Source organism: Mycobacterium sp., assembly GCF_036490025.1.
GTDB lineage: Bacteria > Actinomycetota > Actinomycetes > Mycobacteriales > Mycobacteriaceae > Mycobacterium.
Genome location: NZ_DASXEP010000128.1, coordinates 40,168 through 62,220, shown reverse-complemented (window position 1 = coordinate 62,220; position 22,053 = coordinate 40,168). Strand labels below are relative to the sequence as shown.

Genomic DNA, 22,053 nt, shown 5'->3' with positions numbered 1-22,053 from the left:
GGGGCCGGTCCCCGTATCAGGTAGGACCGGGACGGAATTCGTTAGAGCTGTTCGGTTTCGGCGTAGTCCGCGTCGTCGTAGTTGCCTTCGGCAGACCAGGTACCGGTCGCGACGTCGTAGCCGGCGACCTCGGACGGGTCGAAGCTGGCCGGGCTGTCCTTGAGCGACAGACCCAACTGGTGCAGCTTGACCTTCACCTCGTCGATCGACTTCTGACCGAAGTTGCGGATGTCGAGCAGATCGGACTCGGTGCGCGACACCAATTCTCCGACGGTGTGCACACCCTCACGCTTGAGGCAGTTGTAGGAGCGCACGGTCAGGTCCAGGTCATCGATCGGCAGCGCGAACGACGCGATGTGGTCGGCCTCGGCCGGCGACGGGCCGATCTCGATGCCCTCGGCCTCGACGTTGAGTTCACGTGCCAGACCGAACAATTCGACCAGCGTCTTACCCGCCGATGCCAGCGCGTCACGGGGGCCGATCGAGCTCTTGGTCTCGACGTCGAGGATCAGCTTGTCGAAGTCGGTGCGCTGCTCGACACGGGTCGCGTCCACCTTGTAGGTCACCTTCAGCACCGGCGAGTAGATGGAATCGACTGGGATACGACCGATTTCAGCACCCGACGCCTTGTTCTGCACGGCCGGGACATAGCCACGGCCGCGCTCGACGACGAGCTCGATCTCGAGCTTGCCTTTGTCGTTCAGCGTCGCGATGTGCATCTCCGGGTTGTGCACGGTGACGCCCGCCGGCGGGACGATGTCACCGGCGGTGACCTCGCCCGGGCCCTGCTTGCGCAGATACATGGTCACCGGCTCGTCCTCCTCCGAGGACACGACCAGGCTCTTGAGGTTCAAGATGATATCGGTGACGTCTTCCTTGACGCCCGGCACAGTGGTGAATTCGTGCAGCACGCCGTCGATGCGGATGCTGGTGACGGCCGCCCCCGGAATGGAGGACAGCAGCGTCCGGCGCAGCGAATTACCAAGCGTGTAGCCGAAACCCGGCTCCAGCGGCTCGATGACGAACTGCGAACGGTCGTCGCTGAGGACCTCTTCGGACAAGGTGGGTCGCTGTGAGATCAGCATGGTGTTTCTTCTTCTCCTTCTCGGCACCCGCTATTTGATGCCGACTCGGTAATCTGGTCGCCGCGTCCGCGGCGCCAGCTTCTTACTTCGAGTAGTACTCGACGATCAGCTGCTCGGTGAGCGGCACCTCGATCTGAGCGCGCTCGGGCAGTTGGTGGATCAGGACGCGCTGGCGCTCGCCGACCACCTGGATCCAGCCGGGGATCGGACGGTCGCCGGCGGTCTCGCGGGCGATCTGGAACGGCACGCTGTTGAGCGACTTCTCCTTGACATCGATGATGTCGTACTGCGACACCCGATAGCTGGGGATGGTCACCTTGACGCCGTTGACCGTGAAGTGGCCGTGGCTGACCAGCTGACGGGCCATCCGGCGGGTGCGGGCGATCCCGGACCGGTACACGACGTTGTCGAGCCGGCTCTCCAGGATCTGCAGCAGCTCGTCACCGGTCTTGCCGGGACGGCCGGCGGCCTCGGCGTAGTAGCGGCGGAACTGCTTTTCCATCACGCCATAGGTGAAGCGGGCCTTCTGCTTCTCCTGCAGCTGCTGACGGTATTCGCTCTCCTTGATCCGCGCGCGGCCGTGCTGGCCGGGCGGGTAGGGGCGCTTCTCGAAGGACTGGTCGCCGCCGACGAGGTCGACGCCGAGGCGACGCGACTTGCGGGTGATGGGTCCGGTGTAACGAGCCATTGTCTGTTCTTCTCCTAGACCCGACGACGCTTGGGCGGACGGCAGCCGTTGTGCGGCTGGGGGGTGACGTCAGAAATCGCGCCGACCTCCAGGCCGGCGGCCTGCAGCGACCGGATCGCGGTCTCGCGGCCCGAGCCCGGGCCCTTGACGAACACGTCGACCTTCTTGACGCCGTGCTCCTGGGCCTTGCGGGCGGCGTTCTCGGCGGCCAGCTGCGCGGCGAACGGCGTCGACTTACGCGACCCCTTGAAGCCGACGTGACCCGACGAAGCCCAGGCCAGGACGTTGCCCTGCAGGTCGGTGATCGTCACGATCGTGTTGTTGAACGTGCTCTTGATGTGCGCGGCACCGTGCGGCACGTTCTTCTTTTCCCGCCGCCGGGTCTTCTGACCCTTCTTGGGCGCCGCGGCAGCCTTCTTTGCTGGGGGCATGACTTACCTGGCCTTCTTCTTGCCGGCGATGGTGCGCTTGGGGCCCTTGCGGGTACGCGCATTGGTCTTGGTGCGCTGACCGCGCACCGGCAGGCCGCGGCGGTGCCGAAGGCCCTGGTAGCAGCCGATCTCAATCTTGCGGCGGATGTCGGCCTGCACTTCGCGGCGCAGATCGCCCTCGACCTTCAGGTTGCCTTCGATGTAGTCGCGCAAATGGGTCACCTGGTCGTCGGTGAGGTCCTTGGTACGCAGATCTTTGTCGATCCCGGTAGCGGCCAGGATTTCGTTGGAGCGGGTCCGGCCAACGCCGAAGATGTACGTCAACGCGACCTCCATGCGCTTGTCGCGCGGGAGGTCGACGCCCACTAGTCGAGCCATGGGTGGCATTCCTTCTCTATGCGGAGGTCTCGATCCCAGCCCGTTCCCTGGCCCAGAAAACAACTCGGGGCTCCGGGGCCCGGCCTCCGTTCCGGACGTAGCTGAGCTAACCCATCTCTAAAGATGCCAGCCGCTCAGTGGTGCTGGGAGGTCTGCATTCAGTTGTGTGCGCGCCGAGCCGATTGTCCGGCTTTTAGCCCTGGCGCTGCTTGTGGCGCGGATCAGAGCAGATCACCATCACCCGTCCATGCCGACGGATCACCCTGCATTTGTCGCAGATCGGCTTGACGCTCGGGTTCACCTTCACGGCTGTTCAGATCCTGTTCTGTCTTCTCGTCGGTTGCCTTGTTCGGGCTTTACTTGTAGCGGTACACAATGCGGCCCCGGGACAGGTCGTAGGGAGACAACTCCACCACCACCCGATCCTCGGGCAGGATGCGGATGTAGTGCTGCCGCATCTTGCCGCTGATGTGGGCGAGCACCTTGTGGCCGTTTTCCAGCTCGATGCGAAACATCGCATTGGGCAGGGGCTCGACCACGCGGCCCTCGACCTCTATGGCGCCGTCTTTCTTGGCCATAACTTTTTTCGAATCCTCGTCTTTGGTTTCGTATCATTGATGCGCCCAGATCGGCGCAGCAACGCCCGACCATCAACGTGAGCCGGTGACAGGAAATTCCTAGGACTGGGCACGCAAAAAGTCGGCAAGAGACGCCGCACCGAATGGCCACTGTACCCGCACAGCCACAGTCGGCGCAAAATGCGCCGCGGACCGACGTCCGTACCGCAGCCGTCGGGTCGAGCGGCGCCTAATTTGGTCGTAGCGCCAGGATCTTGCCGTTGCGCCCTGCGACGTAGACCGTGCCGTTGTTGTCGACCGCCAGGCCCCACGGATAATCGAGGCCGGTGAAGGGCAATACGACTTGCTCGCCCGATCCCGCAGGAAGTTTCAGCGCACGATTGTCCGCGCTATCGGTCACGTACACCGCGCCCTCGTTGTCCACCGTCACACCGCCGGGATTAGAGAGACCGACGAAGGGCAACGTGGTCTGAGTATTCGAGCCACGGGCCAACGACAGCACCCGATTGTTGCCACCATCAGCGACGTAGATAGTTCCGTTGGCACCGACCACCAAACCGGTGGGAGCGTTGAGGCCGGTGAAGGGTAGCTCGTACTGCTTGTCCGAGCCCGTGGCCAGCGCAAGCACCCGATTCTTGGCGGTGTCGGTGACATAGACGGTGCGGGCGCCGTCCACCGTCAGGCCGGTCGGATGGTCGAGGTCGGTGAAAGCGAGTTGAGTCTGCTTCCTCGAGCCGGCAGGAAGGATGAGCACCCGTTTGTTGCCGGAGTCGTTGACGTAGACAGTGCCGGTGTTGTCGGCTGTCACGCCGCTCGGATAGCTGAGGCCTTCGAACGGCAGCAAGGCCGGGTCCTGCGAGCCCGCGGACAACGCCAAGATTCGGTTCTGCATGGTGTCGGCGACGTATACCGTGCCGCCGATATCCACCGACAGCCCTTGCGGTTCGCGGAGGCCGGTGAAGGGCAGCATCGTCTGCCGGAGGCTCGGGGGTGCTGAGCCGTGATTGCCGACGACGGCCACGGCAACGATAACGGCCGTCACGGTGAGCAGAGCCGCGACCGAGACGATGAGAGGTTTGCGGCGCCACCATGGCGGGGTCGGGGGCGGCGGGGCGTGGGGCGGCCCGGGCGGGTTACTGCGTGAGATGTACGCAGGGGGTTCCGGCCGAACGAACACGCTTGCCTGGGGCACCCCGTGCTGGGCGGTGGCCGCGACGCCGGCCGGCTGCGTGGCCGGCGGCCGCCCGGCCGGCGGGCCAGGAAGGGGCATCGGCGCCGTCACGGCGTTGCGGGCGGCATGCGCCAACTCCATGGCGCTCCCGTAGCGCTCGCCGGGCCTTTTGGCCATGCCCTTGGCGATGACGGTGTCGAATGCTGGCGACAGCCCAGGGCTGGTCTGCGACGGCCGCGGCGGCGGACTGACGAGGTGGTTGCTGACCTGTTGCTCGAGGCTGTCACCAGGGAACGCGTGTTCCGCTGTCAAGCACTCATAGAGCACACACGCCAACGAATAGATATCTGAGCGGGCGTCGACTGGCGGCGCGCCGACCTCTTGGGCTGTGTACCGTTCCGGGGCCATGTAATGGAAGGTCCCGATCACATCTCCGACGCTTGTCAAGCCTCGCTCACCTACCGCAAGGGCGATTCCGAAATCGATCAGATAGGCATAGTCATCGTCGTCGATCAAAACGTTGGATGGCTTGACGTCGCGGTGCAATAGTCCCGCCTTGTGCGCCGCCTGCAATGCCTTGGCTATCTGTTCGATGATGCGCACCGCCCGTGCCGGCGGTAACGGCCCGTCGTCCAGGATCGACTGCAAGTTGGTGCCCTCGATCAGCCGCATATCGACGAACAGTCGCCCGTCGATTTCGCCGTGGGTGTGAATCGGCACCACATGCGGGCTGTTCAATCGCGCAGCGGCATGCGCTTCACGACGGAACCGCTGCTGGAACACCTCGTCTCGGGAAATTTCGGAGGGCAATATCTTGATCGCGACGATCCGGTCGATGACGGTGTCGTATGCGCGCCACACCTCGCCCATGCCGCCTCGGCCCAGCAACTCGATCAGCTGGTAGTTTCCAAACAACGTTCTTTGCAACGAAGCCCTCCTGCAGCAATCTTCAGCGCATTCTCATCGTGGCACGAGAAGATGTCGCGGCTAACCGGATTCAGGCGACTATCAGCGCGAGCCGGCGACGAGACATTTGTCAGGGTCTGACCGACCAGCTCTAGCAGAGGAATCAGGCCTGGTGGCATGGCCTGCCGCAGGGGCCGCGACGAGGGCATACTTAACGCTGATGACAGCCCCCGCAAATCCCGATACCGCACCCCGCAAACCGGTGATGCTGACCGTCGACGACGATCCGGCGGTGTCTCGGGCCGTCGCCAGGGACCTGCGTCGCCACTACGGCGACGCCCACCGGATCATGCGGGCCGAATCGGGCCCGGACGCGCTGGACACCCTCAAGCAGCTGAGGCTGCGGGGTGAGACGGTGGCGATGCTCGTCGCCGACTACCGAATGCCACAGATGACCGGTATCGAGTTCCTCGAGGCCGCGATGGACCTCTACCCGGCAGCCAAGCGGGTGTTGCTGACCGCCTACGCCGACACCCACGCCGCCATCGACGCGATCAACGTCGTCGACCTCGACCATTACCTGCTCAAGCCGTGGGATCCGCCCGAGGAGAAGCTGTACCCGGTCATCGATGCGCTGCTGGAAGCCTGGCGGGCCGCGCCCGAGCATCCGGTCCCGCACACCAAGGTGGTCGGACACCGCTGGTCGGCGCGGTCGTGGCAGGTTCGCGACTTCCTGGCCCGCAACGGGCTGCACTACAACTGGTTCATGGCCGACGAGCCCGACGGCGAGCGGCTGCTCAACGCGGCCGGCGCCGACTGCATGCGGCTGCCCGTCGTGATCACCGAACGCGGCGATCCGCTCATCGAGCCCTCCGACGCCGAGCTGGCCGACAAGCTCGGCCTGACCACCAATCCTTCGCAGGAGTTCTACGACCTGATCGTGATCGGCGGCGGGCCGGCGGGTTTGGCCGCCGCCGTCTACGGCGCATCTGAGGGCCTGCGGACGGTGCTCATCGAACACACCGCCACCGGCGGCCAGGCCGGCCAGAGCTCACGCATCGAGAACTATCTCGGCTTCCCGGACGGGGTGTCCGGCAGCCAGTTGGCTGACCGGGCGCGCAGGCAGGCAGAGAAGTTCGGCGCCGAGCTGATCACCGCGCGCAAAGCCATCGCGCTGGAAGTCAACGGCCCCAAGCGAACCGTGCGGTTCGCCGACGGCGGTGCGATCGACGCGCACGCGGTCGTCCTGGCCACCGGTGTCGCCTACCGGAATCTGGAAGCCGAGGGATGCGCCGAGCTGGCCGGCGCCGGCGTCCACTACGGCGCCGCGGTCTCCGTCGCATCCGAGTGCGCGGACGAAGAGGTCTATGTGGTCGGCGGGGCCAACTCGGCAGGGCAGGCCGCAATGTATCTATCCCGCAAGGCGAAATCGGTGACGATCGTCGTGCGCGCCCCGTCGTTGGAGGCGTCGATGTCCTACTACTTGATCCAGCAGATCGAGGCGACGCCCAACATCACCGTGCGCACCTGCACCGAAGTGCAGAAGGTCAGCGGGGACGGTCATTTGGAAAAGCTGAGCCTGATCAACAACCGGACCCAGGAGATCGAGGATGTCACCTGCGCGCGGCTGTTCATCTTCATCGGCGCCGCACCACGCACCGACTGGCTCGACGGGCTGCTCGCGCGCGACGACCACGGCTTCATCCTCACCGGACCGGACCTGCGGAATGTCTGCGGATGGACACTGGAGCGTCCGCCGCACCACTTGGAGACCAGCGTGCCGGGCGTGTTCGTCGCCGGCGATGTGCGCTCCCAATCCGCCAAACGGGTCGCGGCCGCGGTCGGTGAAGGATCGATGGCTGTGATGCTGGTCCACCGCTACCTGGCGGAGTCATAGCATCATGAGCGACAAGCTGCCCTGCGACGCCGACGAGCTGCGCACCCTGTTCCTGTTCGAGCACCTGAGCGAGGAGCAGCTCGCGACGTTGTGCGCCGACGGGCACATCCAGCACTACGACCCGCAACCGATCTGCGTCGAGGGTGAGCCTGCAACCTGCTTCTACGTTCTCATCGAGGGCGAGCTGGCGATGTCCAAGCTCTCCGGTGGACAAGACATCGAAACCAACCGGACATCTCATCGCGGCGTGTATTGCGGTGCGTGGCAAGCTTTTACCGGTGAGAAGCAGCAGCTTTACACCACGTCGGTGCATGTGACCAAACCATCGCGGTTCTTCGTGATGGACGCCCCGGCCTTCGCCCGGTTCATGCAAGATCAGTTCCCTATGGCGGTCCATCTGCTCGACGGTATCGCGGTCGGCACCGAACGGACCCGTCGGCTCATCGACAACCGCGAGAAACTGCTTGCGCTGGGCCAACTTTCGGCTGGACTCACGCATCAGCTGAACAACCCCGCCGCGGCCATCGCCCGAGCCGCCCAGGAGTTGCGCGGCCGGATCTCGCGCATGCGCGCGAAACTGGCGATGCTGGCCGACGGCACCGTGAGCCCGGAGACGCTGAATGCCCTTGTCCTACTGCAAGACGCCGTCGCCGAGCAGGTCGCCAAGTCCGCGTCCCAGCATCTCAGCCCGATCGAAACCTCGGATCGCGAAGACGCCGTGGGCGATTGGCTCGACGACCATGGCATCGATGGCGGCTGGGAAATTGCGCCGACATTCGTCGAAGGTGGCGTCGACACCGATTGGCTGGAGCGCATCGCTGCGACTGCCGAAGAACTGGAAGTATCGACCTCGCTGGGGCAGGCGATCCAATGGATCAGCTACACCATTGAGAGCGAGCTGCTGATGAACCAGATTTCAGAAGCTAGCCAACGTATTTCAGCTCTGGTAGCGGACGCCAAGCAGTACTCGCAGATGGATCGCGCGCCCTTCCAGGTGGCCGACGTGCACGATCTGCTGAAGAGCACGCTGACCATGTTCGCCGACCGGCTGGGCAAAGACAGCGTCCGGCACATCGCGGTGGCCAAGGAGTTCGATCGCTCCCTCCCGCAAATCCCTTGCTATCCAGGTGATCTCAACCAGGTGTGGACGAACATCATCGACAATGCGATCGCGGCGATGGGCCCTGCGGGCGGTACGCTGACGATCCGCACTTGCCGCGAGGCCAACGAGATGCTGCGTGTCGAGATCTGCGACACCGGCCCGGGAATACCCGAGGACGTGCTCGAGCGCATCTTCGAGCCGTTCTTCACCACCAAACCGGTGGGCGAAGGCACCGGGCTCGGGCTGGATCTGGCATGGAGGATCATCGTCAACACGCACCACGGCGATCTGCGGGTGGAGTCCGTGCCCGGCGACACCCGGTTCATCGTGCTGCTGCCGCTGGAGATGCCGCCCGCCGTCGACGTCGCGCTGCCGGAAGACGGTGAGGCAGCCGAGGACAGAGCCCTGCCGTAACCCCGTCGGGCCGGCCGGCGAGCACTCCGGAATAGAGCCGACCGGGCGGTAGGTTGGAGCAACCATGACCGATTCTGCTGCGAGTAAGCCCGATCTTGGCCGGTTCGGATCGTTCGGACGCGGCGTCACACCTGCACAAGCCAAAGACATCGAAGCCTTGGGCTACGGGGCTGTCTGGGTCGGCGGTTCACCGCCCGCAGAGTTGGAATGGGTGGAACCCATTCTCGAAGCGACGACGACGCTGCAGGTAGCCACCGGCATCGTCAACATCTGGTCGGCGGCGGCCAAACCGGTGGCCGAGTCGTTTCATCGCATCGACCAGGCCTACCCCGGCCGCTTCCTGCTGGGCATCGGCGTCGGGCATCCCGAGGCGATCACCGCATACCGCAAGCCCTACGACGCACTGGCGGAATACCTCGACCAGCTCGACGAGTACGGCGTCCCGGCCGATCGACGGGTGGTCGCAGCCCTGGGCCCACGGGTGCTCAAGCTATCGGCAGAGCGCAGCGCCGGCGCGCACCCGTACCTGACCACTCCGGAGCACACCGCGCAGGCGCGCGAGCTGATCGGCCCGTCGGCGTTCTTGGCACCCGAACACAAGGCGGTGCTGACCACCGACGCGGAGAAGGCCCGCGCGGTCGGTCGCAGGGCGCTCGACATTTATTTCAACCTGGCCAATTACCGCAACAGCTGGAAACGGCTGGGGTTCTCCGACGACGAGGTCAGCCGGCCGGGCAGCGACCGCCTGGTCGACGCGGTGGTGGCCTATGGGACACCGCAGGCGATCGCGGCGCGGCTGAAAGAACACCTCGACGCCGGTGCCGACCACGTCCCTGTGCAGATCCTGACCAAAGATGAAAACCTGGTGTCGGCGCTGGCCGAACTGGCCGAGCCGCTTGGACTGAATCCGGCGTGACGGACCAAAGGGGGACCTAGATGACCGAGGGCGTTTCGCTCAAACTCGACTTGGGTCGATACGGCGTCTGGCTTCCCAGTCGAAGTATCAGCCCGGGCCTCGCCCGGCAGATCGAATCGCTGGGTTATGACGCCGCCTGGATTGGCGGATCCCCCGACGCCGACTTGAAGTGGGTCGAACCGGCCCTGGCGGAGACGTCGTCGCTGCAGCTGGCGACCGGGATCGTCAATATCTGGTCGTCGCCGGCCGCCGACGTGGCCGAGTCCTATCTTCGCATCGAAAATGCTTACCCGGGACGGTTTTTGCTGGGCATTGGCGTGGGCCATCCCGAGCACACCGACGTGTACCAGAAGCCCTACGACGCACTCGTCGACTACCTCGACACGCTCGACGGAGCATCGGTGCCGACCAGCCGGCGGGTGCTCGCGGCGCTGGGACCCAAAGTGCTGGCCCTCTCGGCGGAGCGCAGCGCCGGCGCCCACCCGTACTTGATCCCGCCAGAACACACCGCGCATGCCCGCGAACTGGTCGGCAACACGGTGTTTCTGGCCCCCGAACACAAGGTCGTGCTGACCGCCAATGCCAACGAAGCCCGCGAAATCGGCCGCCGAACCGTCGACCACTACCTTGGTCTGAGCAACTACGTGAACAACTGGCGCCGGCTCGGGTTCACCGATGCCGACGTGCGTAAACCCGGCAGCGACAAGCTGATTGACGCCGTCGTCGCCCACGGCACACCGCAGCAGATCGCGGCGCGCCTCAACGAGCATCTGGAGGCCGGCGCCGACCACGTGGCGATCCAGGTGCTGGGCGGACCCGACGGCAAGCTGGTGGGTGCACTGGAAGAGCTGGCCGGAGCACTGGGGTTGAGCCCGCCGAGCTGACCGCCGGGCTAGGGTTTTCCTATGCGGCTGCTGGTCACCGGCGGCGCCGGGTTCATCGGCGCCAATTTCGTGCACGCCACCGTGCGCGACCATCCGGACGACGCGGTGACGGTTCTGGACGCCATGACCTATGCGGGCAGCCGCGAGTCGCTGGCTCCCGTCGACGATGACATCAGGCTGGTGCAGGGCGACATCACCGATGCGGAACTGGTTGCCACACTCGTCGCCGAGTCGGATGCGGTGGTGCACTTCGCAGCCGAAACTCATGTCGACAACGCGCTGGCCGACCCGGCGCCGTTCCTGCAAGCCAATGTAATCGGGACGTTCACCGTTCTCGAAGCGGTACGCCGGCACGACGTACGGCTGCATCACGTTTCGACCGACGAGGTCTATGGCGATCTCGTGCTCGGCGATGCGCAGCGGTTCACCGAAGCCACGCCGTACAACCCGTCGAGCCCCTACTCGTCGACCAAGGCCGCCTCCGACATGCTGGTCCGAGCGTGGGTGCGCTCCTACGGTGTGCGCGCGACGATCTCGAATTGTTCCAACAACTATGGGCCGTACCAGCATGTGGAGAAGTTCATTCCGCGGCAGATCACCAACGTTTTGACCGGGCGTCGGCCGAAGCTGTACGGCGCGGGCGCCAACGTGCGGGACTGGATCCATGTCGACGATCACAACGACGCGGTTCGCCTTGTTCTCGAGGGCGGCCAGTCCGGGCGAACCTACCTGATCGGCGCCGACGGCGAACGCGACAACCTCTCGGTGCTGCGGATTTTGCTCGGGTTGATGGGACGCGATCCCGACGACTTCGACTACGTTGCTGACCGAGTCGGCCACGACCTTCGGTACGCTATCGATCCGTCTCAGCTGAGCAACGAATTAGGCTGGGCACCAAAGCATACCGATTTCACCGAGGGTTTGCGGCTTACCATCGACTGGTACCGCGACAACGAATCCTGGTGGCGGCCACTCAAAGATGCCGTCGAGGCTCGCTACGAACAGCGGGGGCAGTGAGATGCAGGCCCGTGAACTCGACATTGCCGGCGCCTGGGAGATTACGCCTGAGCTGCATCCCGATTCGCGCGGATTGTTCTTCGAATGGCTCACCCACCGTGGATTGTTGGAATTCGCGGGCCATCGGCTGGAGGTGCAGCAGGCCAACTGTTCGGTGTCGGCTGCCGGCGTGCTGCGCGGATTGCATTTCGCCCAGCTGCCGCCGAGCCAGGCCAAATATGTGACCTGCCTTTCCGGCTCGGTGTTCGATGTCGTTGTCGACATCCGGGTTGGCTCGCCGACGTTCGGCCGCTGGGACGCGGTGGTGCTGGATGACCGCAGCCACAAGTCGGTCTACCTCTCCGAGGGCCTGGCGCACGGGTTCGTTGCGCTGCAAGATAATTCGACGGTGATGTATCTGTGCTCGGCCGAATACAATCCGGAACGCGAACACACCATCGCTGCCACGGATCCGGCGTTGGCGATCGCCTGGCCGAGTGGACACGGGCTGGTGATGTCCGACCGCGATGCCGCGGCGCCCACCTTGGACGAAGTGCGCGCCGCCGGCCTGTTGCCGACATGGGAAGCAGCTCAAGCGTTCATCCGGGCGCTGAAAGACGATTAGAACCGGCTCGTTCGGGTATTCCGTGCCGGGGTACATCAAGGCGACCCTTGTGGTGCTGAGGAGGTCATCATGCTTCATCAACTGTTGCTGGCCGGCTACAGCCAACCGGAGGCCGCCGGATTCATTCTGCGTGGCATCAAAGGCATTTTCGTCGCCATCGGCAGCGTCATTGCGGCGATCGTCTGCGGCGTCATCGCAGCCATCAAGGGCCGCAACCCATTTGGTTGGGGCATCCTCGGACTGTTTTTCAGCATCCTGACGCTGATCGTGGTGATTGTGATCCCGTCCAAGAAGTAGGTGCCCTGTTCGCCGTCGCTTCTGTCCAAAACCGTTGAGCTGCCGCGCGGTCCAAATCAGCGTGTCGTCGGGCAGCTGTTGATCGCGCCAGCCCCAAAACGTTTTGATCAAATGGTGTTTTCGGCTGGCCGAAGGACACTTCAGTAACTGGGTTGATCGCGAAGGCGGCAGTCGAGGGGCGGCCGCGATCAATGACCTTTCGGCGTCAGGCGTAGAACCGGGATGTTGCGAATGCCGTTGGTGTTCGCGGCGTACGAGGTGTAGTTGGAGGCGTAACGCTCAATCAGTGCGAACAACCGATCATGGTCCGCACCTTCGGTCGGACGGGCTGTAAAGCTACCTGTCCTGTCGCTGCGACCGTCGGCGAATAGCTGGCACTCTGGGTTCTTAAGCAGGTTGTGGTACCAGCTTGGATGTTTAGCCTGTCCGTAGTTCGAGGCGACCAGAATGACGTCGTCGCCATCTGTGAAGTAGGACAGCGGCACATCCCGCTCCACTCCCGACCTGGCCCCAGTTGTGCGCAGCAATACGAGCGGGATCGTGCCCTTCGCAAGATGCACGCGCCCGCCAGTAAGGTGCATCAAACGCGCGTCGAGCGGGGCCATGAACGTGCGGTGAAAGGCGGAGCCGCTCGTAGTCGCGAGAATGCGCGCCACCTCGCGCCGCATCACGGTCGGCTTACTTGTCGGGTTCACCCGTGGAATGCCGTTCAACAGGTCAGTCATGATTGGTGATGCTAGCCCCGGTGCGTCGCCCGGCGAGGTCCTATTTCGCTACTGCAGGCGGCACAGGCATTTGAGGTTGGAGGCGTGCGTGGGTCCGCCGTGGCCGTACGGGATCGTGTGGTCAAGATCGGAGCCCACCGCGGGCTTATCGCAGCCCGGAAACCGGCAGCTCAGATCGCCGCATCGGACGAAATCCGCCAGCGCCTGCGAGGGCGCGGCCGCCCGGCCGTCGAGGCTGGATTCTTCGGCGACCACGGGTCCGACATTGATTCTGACAAGGCGACCGCGCGCCCCACACCGCGCAAGCGCCGCAGCCAAGGCTCGAATCCCACACCGCACAAGCGTCGCCGTACAACACTTAGGGCGACAGCGGTCATCCCGGTGTCCGGCGTAGTAGCGCCGTGCGCGCGGTGCGGATGAAGGAGCGCAAGTGGATCTGCATCTATCCGGGAAGACTGCCGTCGTCACTGGGGCTAGCCGGGGCATCGGTCTCGCGGTCACCAAGGCCCTCGTCGACGCGGGCGCGCATGTGGTGGCCGGTTCACGGACCCCTGGCAAGCAACTGCCCCTGCTTGAAGAGCGGGGGCAGTTGTCGTTCGTGTCCGTGGACCTGACCCACCCCGGTGCCGCGGAAGAATTGATCGCGGCGGCAAACTACCGCGGCGGGATCGACGTTTTGATCAACAACGTCGGCGGTGCCACGGTCCGCCCGGGTGGACTCGTCAGCATTTCCGACGACGAGTGGCGGGCGTCCTGGGATCTGAATGTGATGGGCGTCGTGCGACCGACCCGCGCGGCGCTGCCGGAGATCGAGCGGCGCGGCGGCGGTTCCATCGTCATCGTCAGTTCGATCAGCGCCTACGCACCCGGTCCGGATACCTACGACTACTGCGCCGCCAAGGCTGCCGTCGCCAACTTTGCTAAGGCATTGTCAAAGGAACTGGCGCCGAAGAACATTCGGGTAAATTCGGTCAGTCCGGGTCCGGTGTCGACCGAGCGGTGGATGAAACAGGGCGGACTGGCCGACGAGTTCGCCGCGGCTCGCGATCAGACGGCCGACGAGGTCAGGGCGGAACTCGCAAGCTCCTCGCCGACCGGGCGGTTCAGCACTCCTGAAGAAGTCGCCGACCTCGTTGCCTTCCTGGCCAGCGACCGCGCCGGAAATATCACCGGATCTGACTACCGCATCGACGGCGGATACGTCACCACCGTCTGATCACGGCTCACACCCGATGCCACTACCTTGCCGGCGCGCCGTCCCTCGACCACATACACCGCCCACAGCCCGACCGCCAGCAGTTCGGCAACCACGCTGATCGCCGCGTGCGGCGACGGCTGCCATCCGCGCTCGGAGAACCCGAAGAAGCCCCCGGTGCGCGACAACGCGAACGCGATGAGCGCGCCACCGGACACCATGGCCGCGGCCCAGCCAAGCCACGATGGGCCGCCGATCACGATCAGCAGGGACAGCGCGAACGCGAGGCCGGCCTGCACTACGAAGGCGGTGCCAATCGTCGGAATGTGCTGATAGCCATGAATATAGAGATAGGCATGACTGACTCCACTGACGGCCACTGCCAGAGCCATAGCTATCCTGGTCAAAATCATTGCAGCGCCTGTTCTTTCAATGCAAGAGCATTCCGGCCCTTGGTGTAGCTGACCGCACGGATGCCCAGCGCATCATGTAATTTGCCAGCCGGCAGGGTGACCGGCTTGGGCGCCGGACCATCGCCGGGATGCGGCAGCGGGTAGGCGGTTGTCGTTCCGCTGTGGAACGTCACGTTGCCTTCGGTCTTGGAAAACACTTGATGCACATGGCCGTTGAGGCAGGTTACCGATGAGAATCTGCGCAGATAGCTCAGTGCCTGGGCCGCATCGTCGGTGCCCCAGCCCCAATCCGTATACATGGCGAACAGCGGGATATGGCTGAACACGATGATCGGCGTGTCGCTGCGCAACGTCGCAACGTCCTTGGCGACGAACTCGAGCTGGTCGACACCAAGGTGCCCAAGTTTTTTCATGTCCAGTGTGTTCACCAGCGCGATCACATGCACCCCGGCAATGTCGAAGCTGTACCAACCGTCGCCACGGGTTCCGGCGCCGAACGCGCTTCGGTACTTCTGGCCCGCGTCGTCGACCGAGTCATGCTCGCCGGGCACGGTGAAGACGTGCGGTGTGCGCAGCCCGGTCATCATTTGGCTGACCTGATCGAACTGACCGGGGGTGGACAGATGAGTCAGGTCGCCGGTGTGAATGACGAAGTCCGGGGTGTAGCCCAAGTCGTTGATCCGATCTATCGCTTCGCTGAACGAAGCTGCGACATTCGGATTGGCTTTACCCATGAACCCGATGTGGCTGTCGCTGACTTGAGCAAACCTCAGCGCGGGCCGGCCCTGAATGCGGGCAGCGTCTGCGGCGCCGGCGGCGTGCGAGACGACTTCGCCGCCGACCACCGCCAGGCCGACGGCCGCACCGAACCATGCGCTGTGCCGGATCAACTGGCGCCGGCTCATCGTGTGCGGAGCGTCCGTCATTCGATAGCCGCGAACCTCACCGACCGTGGCCGTCAATCGCAGCGGCCGCAGCGCGGCCAGGAAGACCTCGGCGGTGAGATCTTCGGCGTCGGCGCGGTTGCCGACTCGCGCGTAGATGGTGCGATAAACCCAGGTGGCGTTGTCTTGGTAGACCGCCTCCCAGTCCGGGTAACCGCCGCCCGGCAGCACCCGCAGGTGCCGCTGGGCGGCGGAATCGCCGTGTGCCGTCACATATCGCCTGCCTGTCGAGAGCGTGGCTGCACCGAGAATTTTGCCTGTCTGTGCTTTATAGCGTCTCGGGTTACACGGTCGCCCGCCTTACCCCTTGCTGTGTCGAAACAAGAAGGTCAGACTGCGTCGCCGGTTAGCGAATCCGGGTGCGAAGGTGAATCCGTCGGTTCGATGAAACAGGTGTCCTTCGAATAGGACTGCCCGGTTCGCGCGATGCGGAATGACCTGCGATTCAGCGTTGTGTTCCGCGAGGAACTGCCGAACCCTGTCCCCGCCCGAGTTGTAGGTGTCAAAGCTCCAATCATTCGGCGCCGTCTTGTCCCACACGACGAGGCCGCCCGTGTCCGGGTCAAGATTGGCCGAGTCGGGAGTGATCCACAAGTTCAACGAGAAATCGGCATCGTCACCGTGAATATCAGTGCCCGGCAGGTTGGAGTCGTAGACGAATCCCCACCACTGCGCCAGTTGATATCCATCGAAAGCTTGGCCCAGTGCTGCCAGAAGCTCTTCGGCGATAGCGAACAGCGAGACGCTGGCGAATCCGTCTTGAGGAAAAGCACCGACATAGCCGAACTTATACGGGTGTCGCCAGACCGTGGACTCCAGACAGAATTTGCGCACTTGTTCTAACGCGGCCGGAGCGAGGAAGTCATCGATGACTTGTACCTTCTGCCCGGTCGAGAGGCCATGTTGAATCGGTTCGTAGTCCACGCCCGCATTCAAGTATTGCGGCAGCCTCTCCTCGGCAACCCTTACATACGGCGGGTCGGCCAGAATCCGACTGCTCTTCCCCGGAACAGACACCCATGGGGCTTCGCCGTTTGCCTTGTCGATCACGTCTGTGAGGCCGCGACGTAGACCGTGAAGTTGGTCGGTCAAAACTCCGGCGGACGCTTGCTTATCGCGATTGGCGACGGCCACGATGTGGTCGAGTTGTTCAATGTTGTGCAAGGCGAAATGTACTGGAATCGAGTACTGATCGGGCGGTATCGGACGCTGTTCGCGACAGAGGTCGGCAAGAGCGATGTAATCCGACAACGCGGAATCGTAGTGCCCCAGAGCCAAATTCACCTTCGCGCGTAGATCTCTGGCCGGCGCAGAGGATGGGTCCTTTTCCACCGCGGTCGAGGCGTAGCGAAGTGCTCGGTCATGCTCTCCGAGTTCCAGATACGAAGTGGTGAGCAGGTATAACGCCTCAAGGGTGGGATTCTGCTCGACGGCCTGCTCGAGGATCTCCGCCGCTAAGGCGAAACTGCCGGCCTGCATCAGACGTTCGGCTTGGCGAGGGGCGGTCGACGCGTGCGGAACAGATTCCGACACTGATCTTCCCATCACAAAAGCCGTCGGCCGGGTGCCATCGGGTCCCCTGCCGACAGAGAGTCGTTAGTTAGCCTGCGGCGGCAGCGTTTGCCGCTTCGGTGGCCGCGTACGACCCGGCGCTGGTCCCCAATGTGTTCACGAACTGTTCGTGGATCGCCGCGGCCTGCGCCGCGACGGCCTGGTACAGCTGCGCGTGGGCGGCGAACTGCGCAGCGGTCAGCGCCGACACTTCGTCGGCCGCCGCGGGAACCACTCCGGTTGTCGGTGCGGCCGCGGCGGCGTTCTGGGCGCTGAACGACGAGCCGATCCCACCCAGGGCCGTTGCCGCCGAGTTCAGTGCCTCGGGCTGTGTGGTGACGAATGACATGTGTATGTCTCCTCAAGTGCAAACATCGCTTCTTGAGAAGACTGTAGGCCTGTCTGGCCCCGAAGCAGGTATATGGACGCTCGCGCCCGCCTCAATCGGCTCGGCAGCGTTCGGCCAACAGCGGCCGCAAAACCCGCTGTGGCGTGCTGAAACGCCCGGAAACCCTTGACGGCGAACAAAACCCCGGCATCCGAGATCCGAGTTTTTGATTACCAGATTTTTATTCGCCGACACCGGTCGTTCACTGGCCGCGTGGGACTGATGGGCCGCCCGGGGAGCCGGGGTTTCACCAGTTCACACGCGGCTTTTGCACCTCGCTCAACAAGCCTTCGAACGGCGGTCATGACTGCCGGCGTCCGGCGACGAGGTGTAACTCCTCGACGTAGGCCAGCGCCAGAATCGACGGCGCTGGCTAGCCTTCCAACAACGGAAAAATCCAGCCAACTACCAGGCAATTAGTCCCTAATTGCCAGGGTTGACGGACGCTTCCGACAGCTTTTGCGGCCCAGTGCGACGACGCGCGGGGTGCCGCGGACCACACAGCTCAAGCGAGGGAAGCGATGTTGGATTTCGGAGCGCTGCCGCCGGAGATCAATTCCGGCAGGATTTATTCGGGGCCGGGCTCGGCACCGCTGCTGGCCGCTGCGACCGCGTGGGACGCTCTGGCGAGCGAACTGCAAACCACCGCAGCGTCTTACACATCGACGATTACCGAGTTGACCAGCTCGGGCTGGCAAGGGCCCTCCTCGGTGGCCGCAGCCGATGCGGCGGCGCCCTACACAGCGTGGCTGAGCGGCACCGCTACCCAGGCCGAGCAGACGGCAGCCCAAGCCCAGGCGGCTGCGGCCGCCTACGAGGCGGCCTTTGCTGCCAGCGTGCCGCCGCCGGTGATCGCCGCCAACCGCGCCCTGTTGGCCGCGCTGGTCGCGACCAACTTTCTGGGTCAAAACACGCCGGCGATCGCGGCCAATGAGGCCACCTACGCCGAGTTCTGGGCTCAGGACGCGGTCGCGATGTACGGCTACGCCGGCGCCGCCACAACCGCGAGTCAGCTCACCCCATTCACCGCAGCGCCGGCGACCACCAATGACAGCGGGCAGGCCACCCAGTCAGCGGCTGCCGCGAACTCGGCAGCGGACGCGACCGGGACCGGTCTGGAGTCGTGGCTGACACAGCTGGATACCGAACTGACCCAGTGGGGCACCCAGCTCACCAGCCTCAACAGCGAATTCTCGTCCCTCTTCCCGCCCGCGGCGGGACTCACGGGCCTGCCGACCTCGGTGACGAACGGCATCACGCTTTTTGAGAAAGCGATCACCACCTTCACCAGCACCGTCAGCACCTTCGGCTCCGGACCGTGGAGTCCGCTCGGGATCGGGGCCTTGTTCAAGAACTGGTGGCAGGTCAGCATCAGCATCCCGTCCTTGGGTACCGGCATCCAGGGCATCGGTCCGCTGCTCAGCCCGAAGCCCATCGTCGGGGCGTTGTCGCCGCTGCTGCACAGCGGGTTGCTCAGCGGCTCCTACGCGTCCGACGTGTCGGCGGTAGCCGGCCGAGCGGGCAGCATCGGTGCGCTCTCCGTCCCGCAGAACTGGGCGTCGGCGGTCCCAGCCGTTCGCACGGTTGCGGCCGAAATGGACGCGACCGCGGTCGACGCCGCTCCCGAGATGGCTGCGATCGGCCAGAACGGAATGTTCGGCGAGACGGCGCTGTCGAGCTTGGCCGGCCGCGCTCTCGGCGGGACCGCGACACGCGCGGTCGCGGGACAGGCCTACCGCGTGCCCGGGGCTGTGGCGACCGATGAGATCGCCACCACCGCCACCATCATCGTGATCCCGCCCAGCGCGGAATAAGGAAGGCTGGCAATGGTTTTCGATTTCGCAGCGCAACCACCGGAGGTCATCTCCGCCAAGATCTACTCGGGCCCGGGCACGGGTTCTCTGCAGGCCGCCGCCACAGCTTGGGAGGGTTTGGCCGGCGAGTTGCAATCAACCGCCTCCAACTATCAGTCGATTATTTCCGGGCTGGTCAGCGGGGACTGGCAAGGTCCGTCGTCGGAAGCCGCTGCGGCGGCGGCGGCACCATACGTGTCGTGGCTATCGACAACCGCGGCACAGGCCGAGCAAACCGCCGGCCAGGCCCGGGCTGCGGCCAGTGCCTACGAGACTGCGTTGGCAGCCACCGTCCCGCCAGCGGACGTCGCGGCAAACCGCAGCCAACTGCTATCCCTGCTGCAGGGCAACATCCTTGGGCAGAACAACGAGGCGATCGCGGCCACCGAAGCCGAGTACGCCCAGTTCTGGGCGCAAGACGTCGGCGCCTTATTCGGCTACGCAGGCTCGTCGTCGGCGGCGACCAGTGGGCTGGGCTCGTTCACCGAGGCACCGCAGACCACCAACGACAGCGGTCAGGCCGCCCAAGCGGCCGCAACCACGGCCGCGGGCACCACGTCCGGGTCCTCCAGTCTCGAAACGGTCATCGAACAAATCGAGGCCGACGCCAGCCAGTTTCTGACCGACGTCGGCCAGTTCAACACCGACTACACCAGCTTCTTCACCGACGCGATCAACTCCCTGCCGGGCGGTTCCTATCTGACCACGACGTGGACGAACCTGTCCTCCATGATTTCAGGAGTGGGCAGCCAGGCCACCTGGACCAACGTCGGCAATAGCTCGACCAGCTTGGGCATTTCACAGTGGAAGAACTTCTTCATCTATCAGCCCTGGAGCCACGGGGTACCTCTGGGATCGCTGAACGGCGGCCTGTCGTCGCCGGGGCATGGTGCCGCCGGCTTGGGTGCGCGGGCGGCGTCGGCGGCTCTGGGTAGCGCGCAGGCGGTCGGCAAATTGTCGGTGCCGCCCAGCTGGGCCGGTGCCACCCCAGCGATCAGGCTTACCGCTACGGCGTTGCCGGACACCACTTTCGCCGCGACGGCAGCTCCCGCGACCGATATCCCGTTGAGCCTGCTCAACCAGGGCACGATGGGCAGCTTGACCGGTGGCGCGCTGGGCAGCCCCGCGTCCCGCGTCGTCAGCTCAACCGGTGTGCGGGCCCGCGTGACGGCACCCGAGCGCACGAAGGGCCCGGTCAAGCTCGACAAGGTCATCGCGCAATTGCAGCAGCAGCCTGATGCGGTTCAGCACTGGACCGTCGATGAGTCCGGGCTCGACGATCTGGTCGCAAGGCTGTCGAACAAACCAGGCATCCATGCCGTGCATTTGAGCGCCGACGACAAGGTGCCGGCCGCGGCCGCGAAGCCCGCAGCCGAGACGGGATAGCGCGACAAGCGAATTCGGAAGAACAACCATCGAAGGAGGATCAATGAAACCGCTGTTAGCCCTGATCGGCATCACGATGGGGATCGTCTTCGCAGTGCCGGCGCACGCCGAACCTGGCATCGACGAGTCACCCACCAGTGACAACAATGAGGCCTTCCTTGCTGACCTACATAAAGTGGGCATCGGCTTCGGCGACCCGGGCCAGGCGATCAGCGCCGGCCAAGCGGTCTGCGCACATATCCACAACGGCATGTCCGGCCTGCACCTGATCAAGCACCTGCAGGAGAACAACCCCGCACTCACCGAGAACGGCGCCGCCCAGTTCGCGACGATCTCGGCGAAGGCGTACTGCCCGCGGCAACTCGACGAAGCCGAAGAACCCGGACAGAAAAAGGGCGGCAAGAGTTAGGTCTTGACCGCCTCGACGAAGTAGCCGCGCGGCGCTCCGGGCACATCGGCGGGAATCGCCGGGTGCTCCCAACGCTTCCACGCGTTGCCGGGTACGGCCATATCGGTGACCGTCGCGGCCCAGCCGCGGCCTTCGACGAGGGCGGCCGGCGTGTCGCTGCCGAAAACCCATGGCGCGCCCAGCTTTTGCATGAACTCCATCGTCGCCTGCAAGAACGGTGCTTCCAACAACGTCTTGCCGATGACGTCGTACAGCAGCACCGATCCGGGCGCCGATAACGCGTCCACGCGGGCGAACAGCCGGTCAACCTCCGGTGCGCCAATGTACTGCAGCAGCCCCTCGATCAACCAGACCGTCCGTGCCGATGAGTTGAATCCCTGCGACCGAAGCACTTTCGGCCAGTCATTGGCGAGGTCGACGCCAACCGGCACACGTCGGCAGCGCGGCTCTTCCCCGGCGAGTCGCTCGTCCTTGATCACCATCACGTGCGGCTGGTCGACCTCGTAAACGGTTGCGCCGTCGCGCCACGGCAGCCGGTAGGAGCGGGCATCCATACCAGCGGCCAAGATCACTGCCTGTGACACACCGGCGGCATGCACTCGCAGCAGCGCCTCGTCGAAAAGCCTTGTCCGGACGATGATCGGCGCCGACGGTTGCCCCGTCTTCGAGCTGGATTCTGCCAGCAATCGCCGGCCCTCGTCGTCGGCCAGCCGTTCGGCGAAGGGATCGCGGAAAAGGGCGTCGTCGCGCGTGGATTCCTCGGCCCGCATCGCCGCGACGAGCAGACCCGTGGCCGCTACTGCGTGTTTGGTGCTATCCAT

General features: G+C 64.6%; 24 protein-coding genes and 2 pseudogenes. 11 read left to right on the top strand and 15 right to left on the bottom strand.

The window, feature by feature from the left end:
* Positions 1-41 precede the first annotated feature (41 nt).
* From VGG53_RS14545 to VGG53_RS14515, 7 genes are all read right to left on the bottom strand, one after another.
* Positions 42-1,085: a DNA-directed RNA polymerase subunit alpha gene (locus VGG53_RS14545; RefSeq protein ID WP_331518759.1), complete on the bottom strand. Its 1,044-nt coding sequence runs from the start codon at positions 1,083-1,085 to the stop codon at positions 42-44.
* A gap of 82 nt (positions 1,086-1,167) precedes the next feature.
* On the bottom strand, positions 1,168-1,773 hold the full coding sequence (gene rpsD / locus VGG53_RS14540; protein WP_331518758.1) for a 30S ribosomal protein S4: 606 nt from the start codon (positions 1,771-1,773) through the stop codon (positions 1,168-1,170).
* 14 nt (positions 1,774-1,787) lie between these two features.
* A complete protein-coding gene (rpsK, locus tag VGG53_RS14535) occupies positions 1,788-2,204 on the bottom strand; it encodes a 30S ribosomal protein S11 (RefSeq protein WP_331518757.1) in 417 nt (138 codons plus the stop codon).
* A 3-nt stretch (positions 2,205-2,207) separates the two neighbouring features.
* A complete protein-coding gene (gene rpsM / locus VGG53_RS14530) occupies positions 2,208-2,582 on the bottom strand; it encodes a 30S ribosomal protein S13 (protein ID WP_331518756.1) in 375 nt (124 codons plus the stop codon).
* Positions 2,583-2,775: 193 nt separating this feature from the next.
* Complete coding sequence (gene rpmJ, locus VGG53_RS14525; protein WP_003879483.1) at positions 2,776-2,889, bottom strand: 50S ribosomal protein L36; 114 nt, start codon at positions 2,887-2,889, stop codon at positions 2,776-2,778.
* A 49-nt stretch (positions 2,890-2,938) separates the two neighbouring features.
* The gene (gene infA / locus VGG53_RS14520; protein ID WP_003418601.1) at positions 2,939-3,160 is read right to left on the bottom strand and encodes a translation initiation factor IF-1; all 222 of its coding nucleotides are present in this window, start codon (positions 3,158-3,160) and stop codon (positions 2,939-2,941) included.
* Positions 3,161-3,389: 229 nt separating this feature from the next.
* Positions 3,390-5,258, bottom strand: a complete 1,869-nt coding sequence (locus VGG53_RS14515; RefSeq protein ID WP_331518755.1) for a serine/threonine-protein kinase PknD — start codon at positions 5,256-5,258, stop codon at positions 3,390-3,392.
* 199 nt (positions 5,259-5,457) lie between these two features.
* Between VGG53_RS14515 and VGG53_RS14510 the strand changes: the two genes are divergently transcribed.
* The 7 genes from VGG53_RS14510 to VGG53_RS14480 all read left to right on the top strand — a co-directional run bounded on the left by VGG53_RS14510 (position 5,458) and on the right by VGG53_RS14480 (position 12,368).
* Positions 5,458-7,134, top strand: a complete 1,677-nt coding sequence (locus tag VGG53_RS14510; protein ID WP_331518754.1) for an FAD-dependent oxidoreductase — start codon at positions 5,458-5,460, stop codon at positions 7,132-7,134.
* A gap of 4 nt (positions 7,135-7,138) precedes the next feature.
* Positions 7,139-8,650, top strand: a complete 1,512-nt coding sequence (locus tag VGG53_RS14505; protein WP_331518753.1) for an ATP-binding protein — start codon at positions 7,139-7,141, stop codon at positions 8,648-8,650.
* Positions 8,651-8,714: 64 nt separating this feature from the next.
* Complete coding sequence (locus VGG53_RS14500; RefSeq protein ID WP_331518752.1) at positions 8,715-9,566, top strand: LLM class F420-dependent oxidoreductase; 852 nt, start codon at positions 8,715-8,717, stop codon at positions 9,564-9,566.
* A gap of 20 nt (positions 9,567-9,586) precedes the next feature.
* Positions 9,587-10,450, top strand: coding sequence for an LLM class F420-dependent oxidoreductase (locus VGG53_RS14495; RefSeq protein WP_331518751.1), 864 nt, complete (start codon positions 9,587-9,589; stop codon positions 10,448-10,450).
* 21 nt (positions 10,451-10,471) lie between these two features.
* Positions 10,472-11,467: a dTDP-glucose 4,6-dehydratase gene (rfbB, locus tag VGG53_RS14490; protein ID WP_331518750.1), complete on the top strand. Its 996-nt coding sequence runs from the start codon at positions 10,472-10,474 to the stop codon at positions 11,465-11,467.
* A 1-nt stretch (position 11,468) separates the two neighbouring features.
* Positions 11,469-12,071, top strand: a complete 603-nt coding sequence (rfbC, locus tag VGG53_RS14485) for a dTDP-4-dehydrorhamnose 3,5-epimerase (protein ID WP_331518749.1) — start codon at positions 11,469-11,471, stop codon at positions 12,069-12,071.
* A 69-nt stretch (positions 12,072-12,140) separates the two neighbouring features.
* Entirely contained in the window at positions 12,141-12,368 is a 228-nt protein-coding gene (locus VGG53_RS14480; protein WP_331518748.1) for a deoxyribodipyrimidine photolyase, read from the top strand.
* Between the two features lie 188 nt (positions 12,369-12,556).
* Here VGG53_RS14480 and VGG53_RS14470 read toward each other — a convergent pair whose 3' ends face one another.
* Complete coding sequence (locus VGG53_RS14470; protein WP_331518747.1) at positions 12,557-13,093, bottom strand: nitroreductase/quinone reductase family protein; 537 nt, start codon at positions 13,091-13,093, stop codon at positions 12,557-12,559.
* A 57-nt stretch (positions 13,094-13,150) separates the two neighbouring features.
* Positions 13,151-13,306, bottom strand: a pseudogene (locus VGG53_RS14465) (HNH endonuclease signature motif containing protein); the annotation flags it as partial.
* A gap of 217 nt (positions 13,307-13,523) precedes the next feature.
* On the opposite strand from VGG53_RS14465, the gene VGG53_RS14460 reads away from it, so the two are divergent.
* Positions 13,524-14,309, top strand: coding sequence for an oxidoreductase (locus VGG53_RS14460; RefSeq protein WP_331518746.1), 786 nt, complete (start codon positions 13,524-13,526; stop codon positions 14,307-14,309).
* Here the strand turns inward: VGG53_RS14460 and VGG53_RS14455 are convergent.
* The 5 genes and pseudogenes from VGG53_RS14455 to VGG53_RS14435 all read right to left on the bottom strand — a co-directional run bounded on the left by VGG53_RS14455 (position 14,273) and on the right by VGG53_RS14435 (position 17,545).
* The gene (locus VGG53_RS14455) at positions 14,273-14,680 is read right to left on the bottom strand and encodes a hypothetical protein (protein ID WP_414688968.1); all 408 of its coding nucleotides are present in this window, start codon (positions 14,678-14,680) and stop codon (positions 14,273-14,275) included. The two genes, VGG53_RS14460 and VGG53_RS14455, sit on opposite strands and share 37 nt — an antisense overlap.
* A 17-nt stretch (positions 14,681-14,697) precedes the next feature.
* Entirely contained in the window at positions 14,698-15,627 is a 930-nt protein-coding gene (locus tag VGG53_RS14450) for a metallophosphoesterase family protein (RefSeq protein WP_331518798.1), read from the bottom strand.
* A pseudogene (locus VGG53_RS14445) lies at positions 15,616-15,858 on the bottom strand (RNA polymerase sigma factor); the annotation flags it as partial. The pseudogene VGG53_RS14445 and the gene VGG53_RS14450, both read right to left, overlap by 12 nt.
* Positions 15,859-15,945: 87 nt before the next feature.
* Positions 15,946-17,190: a tetratricopeptide repeat protein gene (locus VGG53_RS14440; RefSeq protein WP_331518744.1), complete on the bottom strand. Its 1,245-nt coding sequence runs from the start codon at positions 17,188-17,190 to the stop codon at positions 15,946-15,948.
* A gap of 55 nt (positions 17,191-17,245) precedes the next feature.
* Positions 17,246-17,545, bottom strand: a complete 300-nt coding sequence (locus tag VGG53_RS14435; protein ID WP_331518743.1) for a PE family protein — start codon at positions 17,543-17,545, stop codon at positions 17,246-17,248.
* Between the two features lie 563 nt (positions 17,546-18,108).
* On the opposite strand from VGG53_RS14435, the gene VGG53_RS14430 reads away from it, so the two are divergent.
* From VGG53_RS14430 to VGG53_RS14420, 3 genes are read left to right on the top strand one after another with little or no spacing between them, the layout of a single operon-like run.
* Positions 18,109-19,398 (top strand): PPE family protein, encoded by a 1,290-nt coding sequence (locus VGG53_RS14430; protein ID WP_414688969.1) that lies wholly within the window; start codon positions 18,109-18,111, stop codon positions 19,396-19,398.
* A gap of 12 nt (positions 19,399-19,410) precedes the next feature.
* On the top strand, positions 19,411-20,823 hold the full coding sequence (locus VGG53_RS14425) for a PPE family protein (protein ID WP_331518741.1): 1,413 nt from the start codon (positions 19,411-19,413) through the stop codon (positions 20,821-20,823).
* Positions 20,824-20,866: 43 nt separating this feature from the next.
* Positions 20,867-21,232 carry a DUF732 domain-containing protein gene (locus tag VGG53_RS14420; RefSeq protein WP_331518740.1) on the top strand — a complete coding sequence of 122 codons (366 nt, stop codon included), beginning with the start codon at positions 20,867-20,869 and terminating at the stop codon, positions 21,230-21,232.
* Here VGG53_RS14420 and VGG53_RS14415 read toward each other — a convergent pair.
* Positions 21,229-22,053 carry an SAM-dependent methyltransferase gene (locus tag VGG53_RS14415; RefSeq protein WP_331518739.1) on the bottom strand — a complete coding sequence of 275 codons (825 nt, stop codon included), beginning with the start codon at positions 22,051-22,053 and terminating at the stop codon, positions 21,229-21,231. The genes VGG53_RS14420 and VGG53_RS14415 overlap by 4 nt on opposite strands.

Coding starts and splice junctions, on each gene's coding strand:
- rfbB (WP_331518750.1), top strand. CDS start 10,472: ATGCGGCTGCTGGTCACCGGCGGCGCCGGGTTCATCGGCGCCAATTTC.
- VGG53_RS14505 (WP_331518753.1), top strand. CDS start 7,139: ATGAGCGACAAGCTGCCCTGCGACGCCGACGAGCTGCGCACCCTGTTC.
- infA (WP_003418601.1), bottom strand. CDS start 3,160: ATGGCCAAGAAAGACGGCGCCATAGAGGTCGAGGGCCGCGTGGTCGAG.
- VGG53_RS14425 (WP_331518741.1), top strand. CDS start 19,411: ATGGTTTTCGATTTCGCAGCGCAACCACCGGAGGTCATCTCCGCCAAG.
- VGG53_RS14420 (WP_331518740.1), top strand. CDS start 20,867: ATGAAACCGCTGTTAGCCCTGATCGGCATCACGATGGGGATCGTCTTC.
- rpsK (WP_331518757.1), bottom strand. CDS start 2,204: ATGCCCCCAGCAAAGAAGGCTGCCGCGGCGCCCAAGAAGGGTCAGAAG.
- VGG53_RS14415 (WP_331518739.1), bottom strand. CDS start 22,053: ATGGATAGCACCAAACACGCAGTAGCGGCCACGGGTCTGCTCGTCGCG.
- VGG53_RS14480 (WP_331518748.1), top strand. CDS start 12,141: ATGCTTCATCAACTGTTGCTGGCCGGCTACAGCCAACCGGAGGCCGCC.
- VGG53_RS14510 (WP_331518754.1), top strand. CDS start 5,458: ATGACAGCCCCCGCAAATCCCGATACCGCACCCCGCAAACCGGTGATG.
- VGG53_RS14545 (WP_331518759.1), bottom strand. CDS start 1,085: ATGCTGATCTCACAGCGACCCACCTTGTCCGAAGAGGTCCTCAGCGAC.
- VGG53_RS14500 (WP_331518752.1), top strand. CDS start 8,715: ATGACCGATTCTGCTGCGAGTAAGCCCGATCTTGGCCGGTTCGGATCG.
- rpsM (WP_331518756.1), bottom strand. CDS start 2,582: ATGGCTCGACTAGTGGGCGTCGACCTCCCGCGCGACAAGCGCATGGAG.
- VGG53_RS14440 (WP_331518744.1), bottom strand. CDS start 17,190: ATGGGAAGATCAGTGTCGGAATCTGTTCCGCACGCGTCGACCGCCCCT.
- rpsD (WP_331518758.1), bottom strand. CDS start 1,773: ATGGCTCGTTACACCGGACCCATCACCCGCAAGTCGCGTCGCCTCGGC.
- VGG53_RS14455 (WP_414688968.1), bottom strand. CDS start 14,680: ATGGCTCTGGCAGTGGCCGTCAGTGGAGTCAGTCATGCCTATCTCTAT.
- VGG53_RS14495 (WP_331518751.1), top strand. CDS start 9,587: ATGACCGAGGGCGTTTCGCTCAAACTCGACTTGGGTCGATACGGCGTC.
- VGG53_RS14435 (WP_331518743.1), bottom strand. CDS start 17,545: ATGTCATTCGTCACCACACAGCCCGAGGCACTGAACTCGGCGGCAACG.
- rfbC (WP_331518749.1), top strand. CDS start 11,469: ATGCAGGCCCGTGAACTCGACATTGCCGGCGCCTGGGAGATTACGCCT.
- VGG53_RS14450 (WP_331518798.1), bottom strand. CDS start 15,627: ATGACGGACGCTCCGCACACGATGAGCCGGCGCCAGTTGATCCGGCAC.
- VGG53_RS14470 (WP_331518747.1), bottom strand. CDS start 13,093: ATGACTGACCTGTTGAACGGCATTCCACGGGTGAACCCGACAAGTAAG.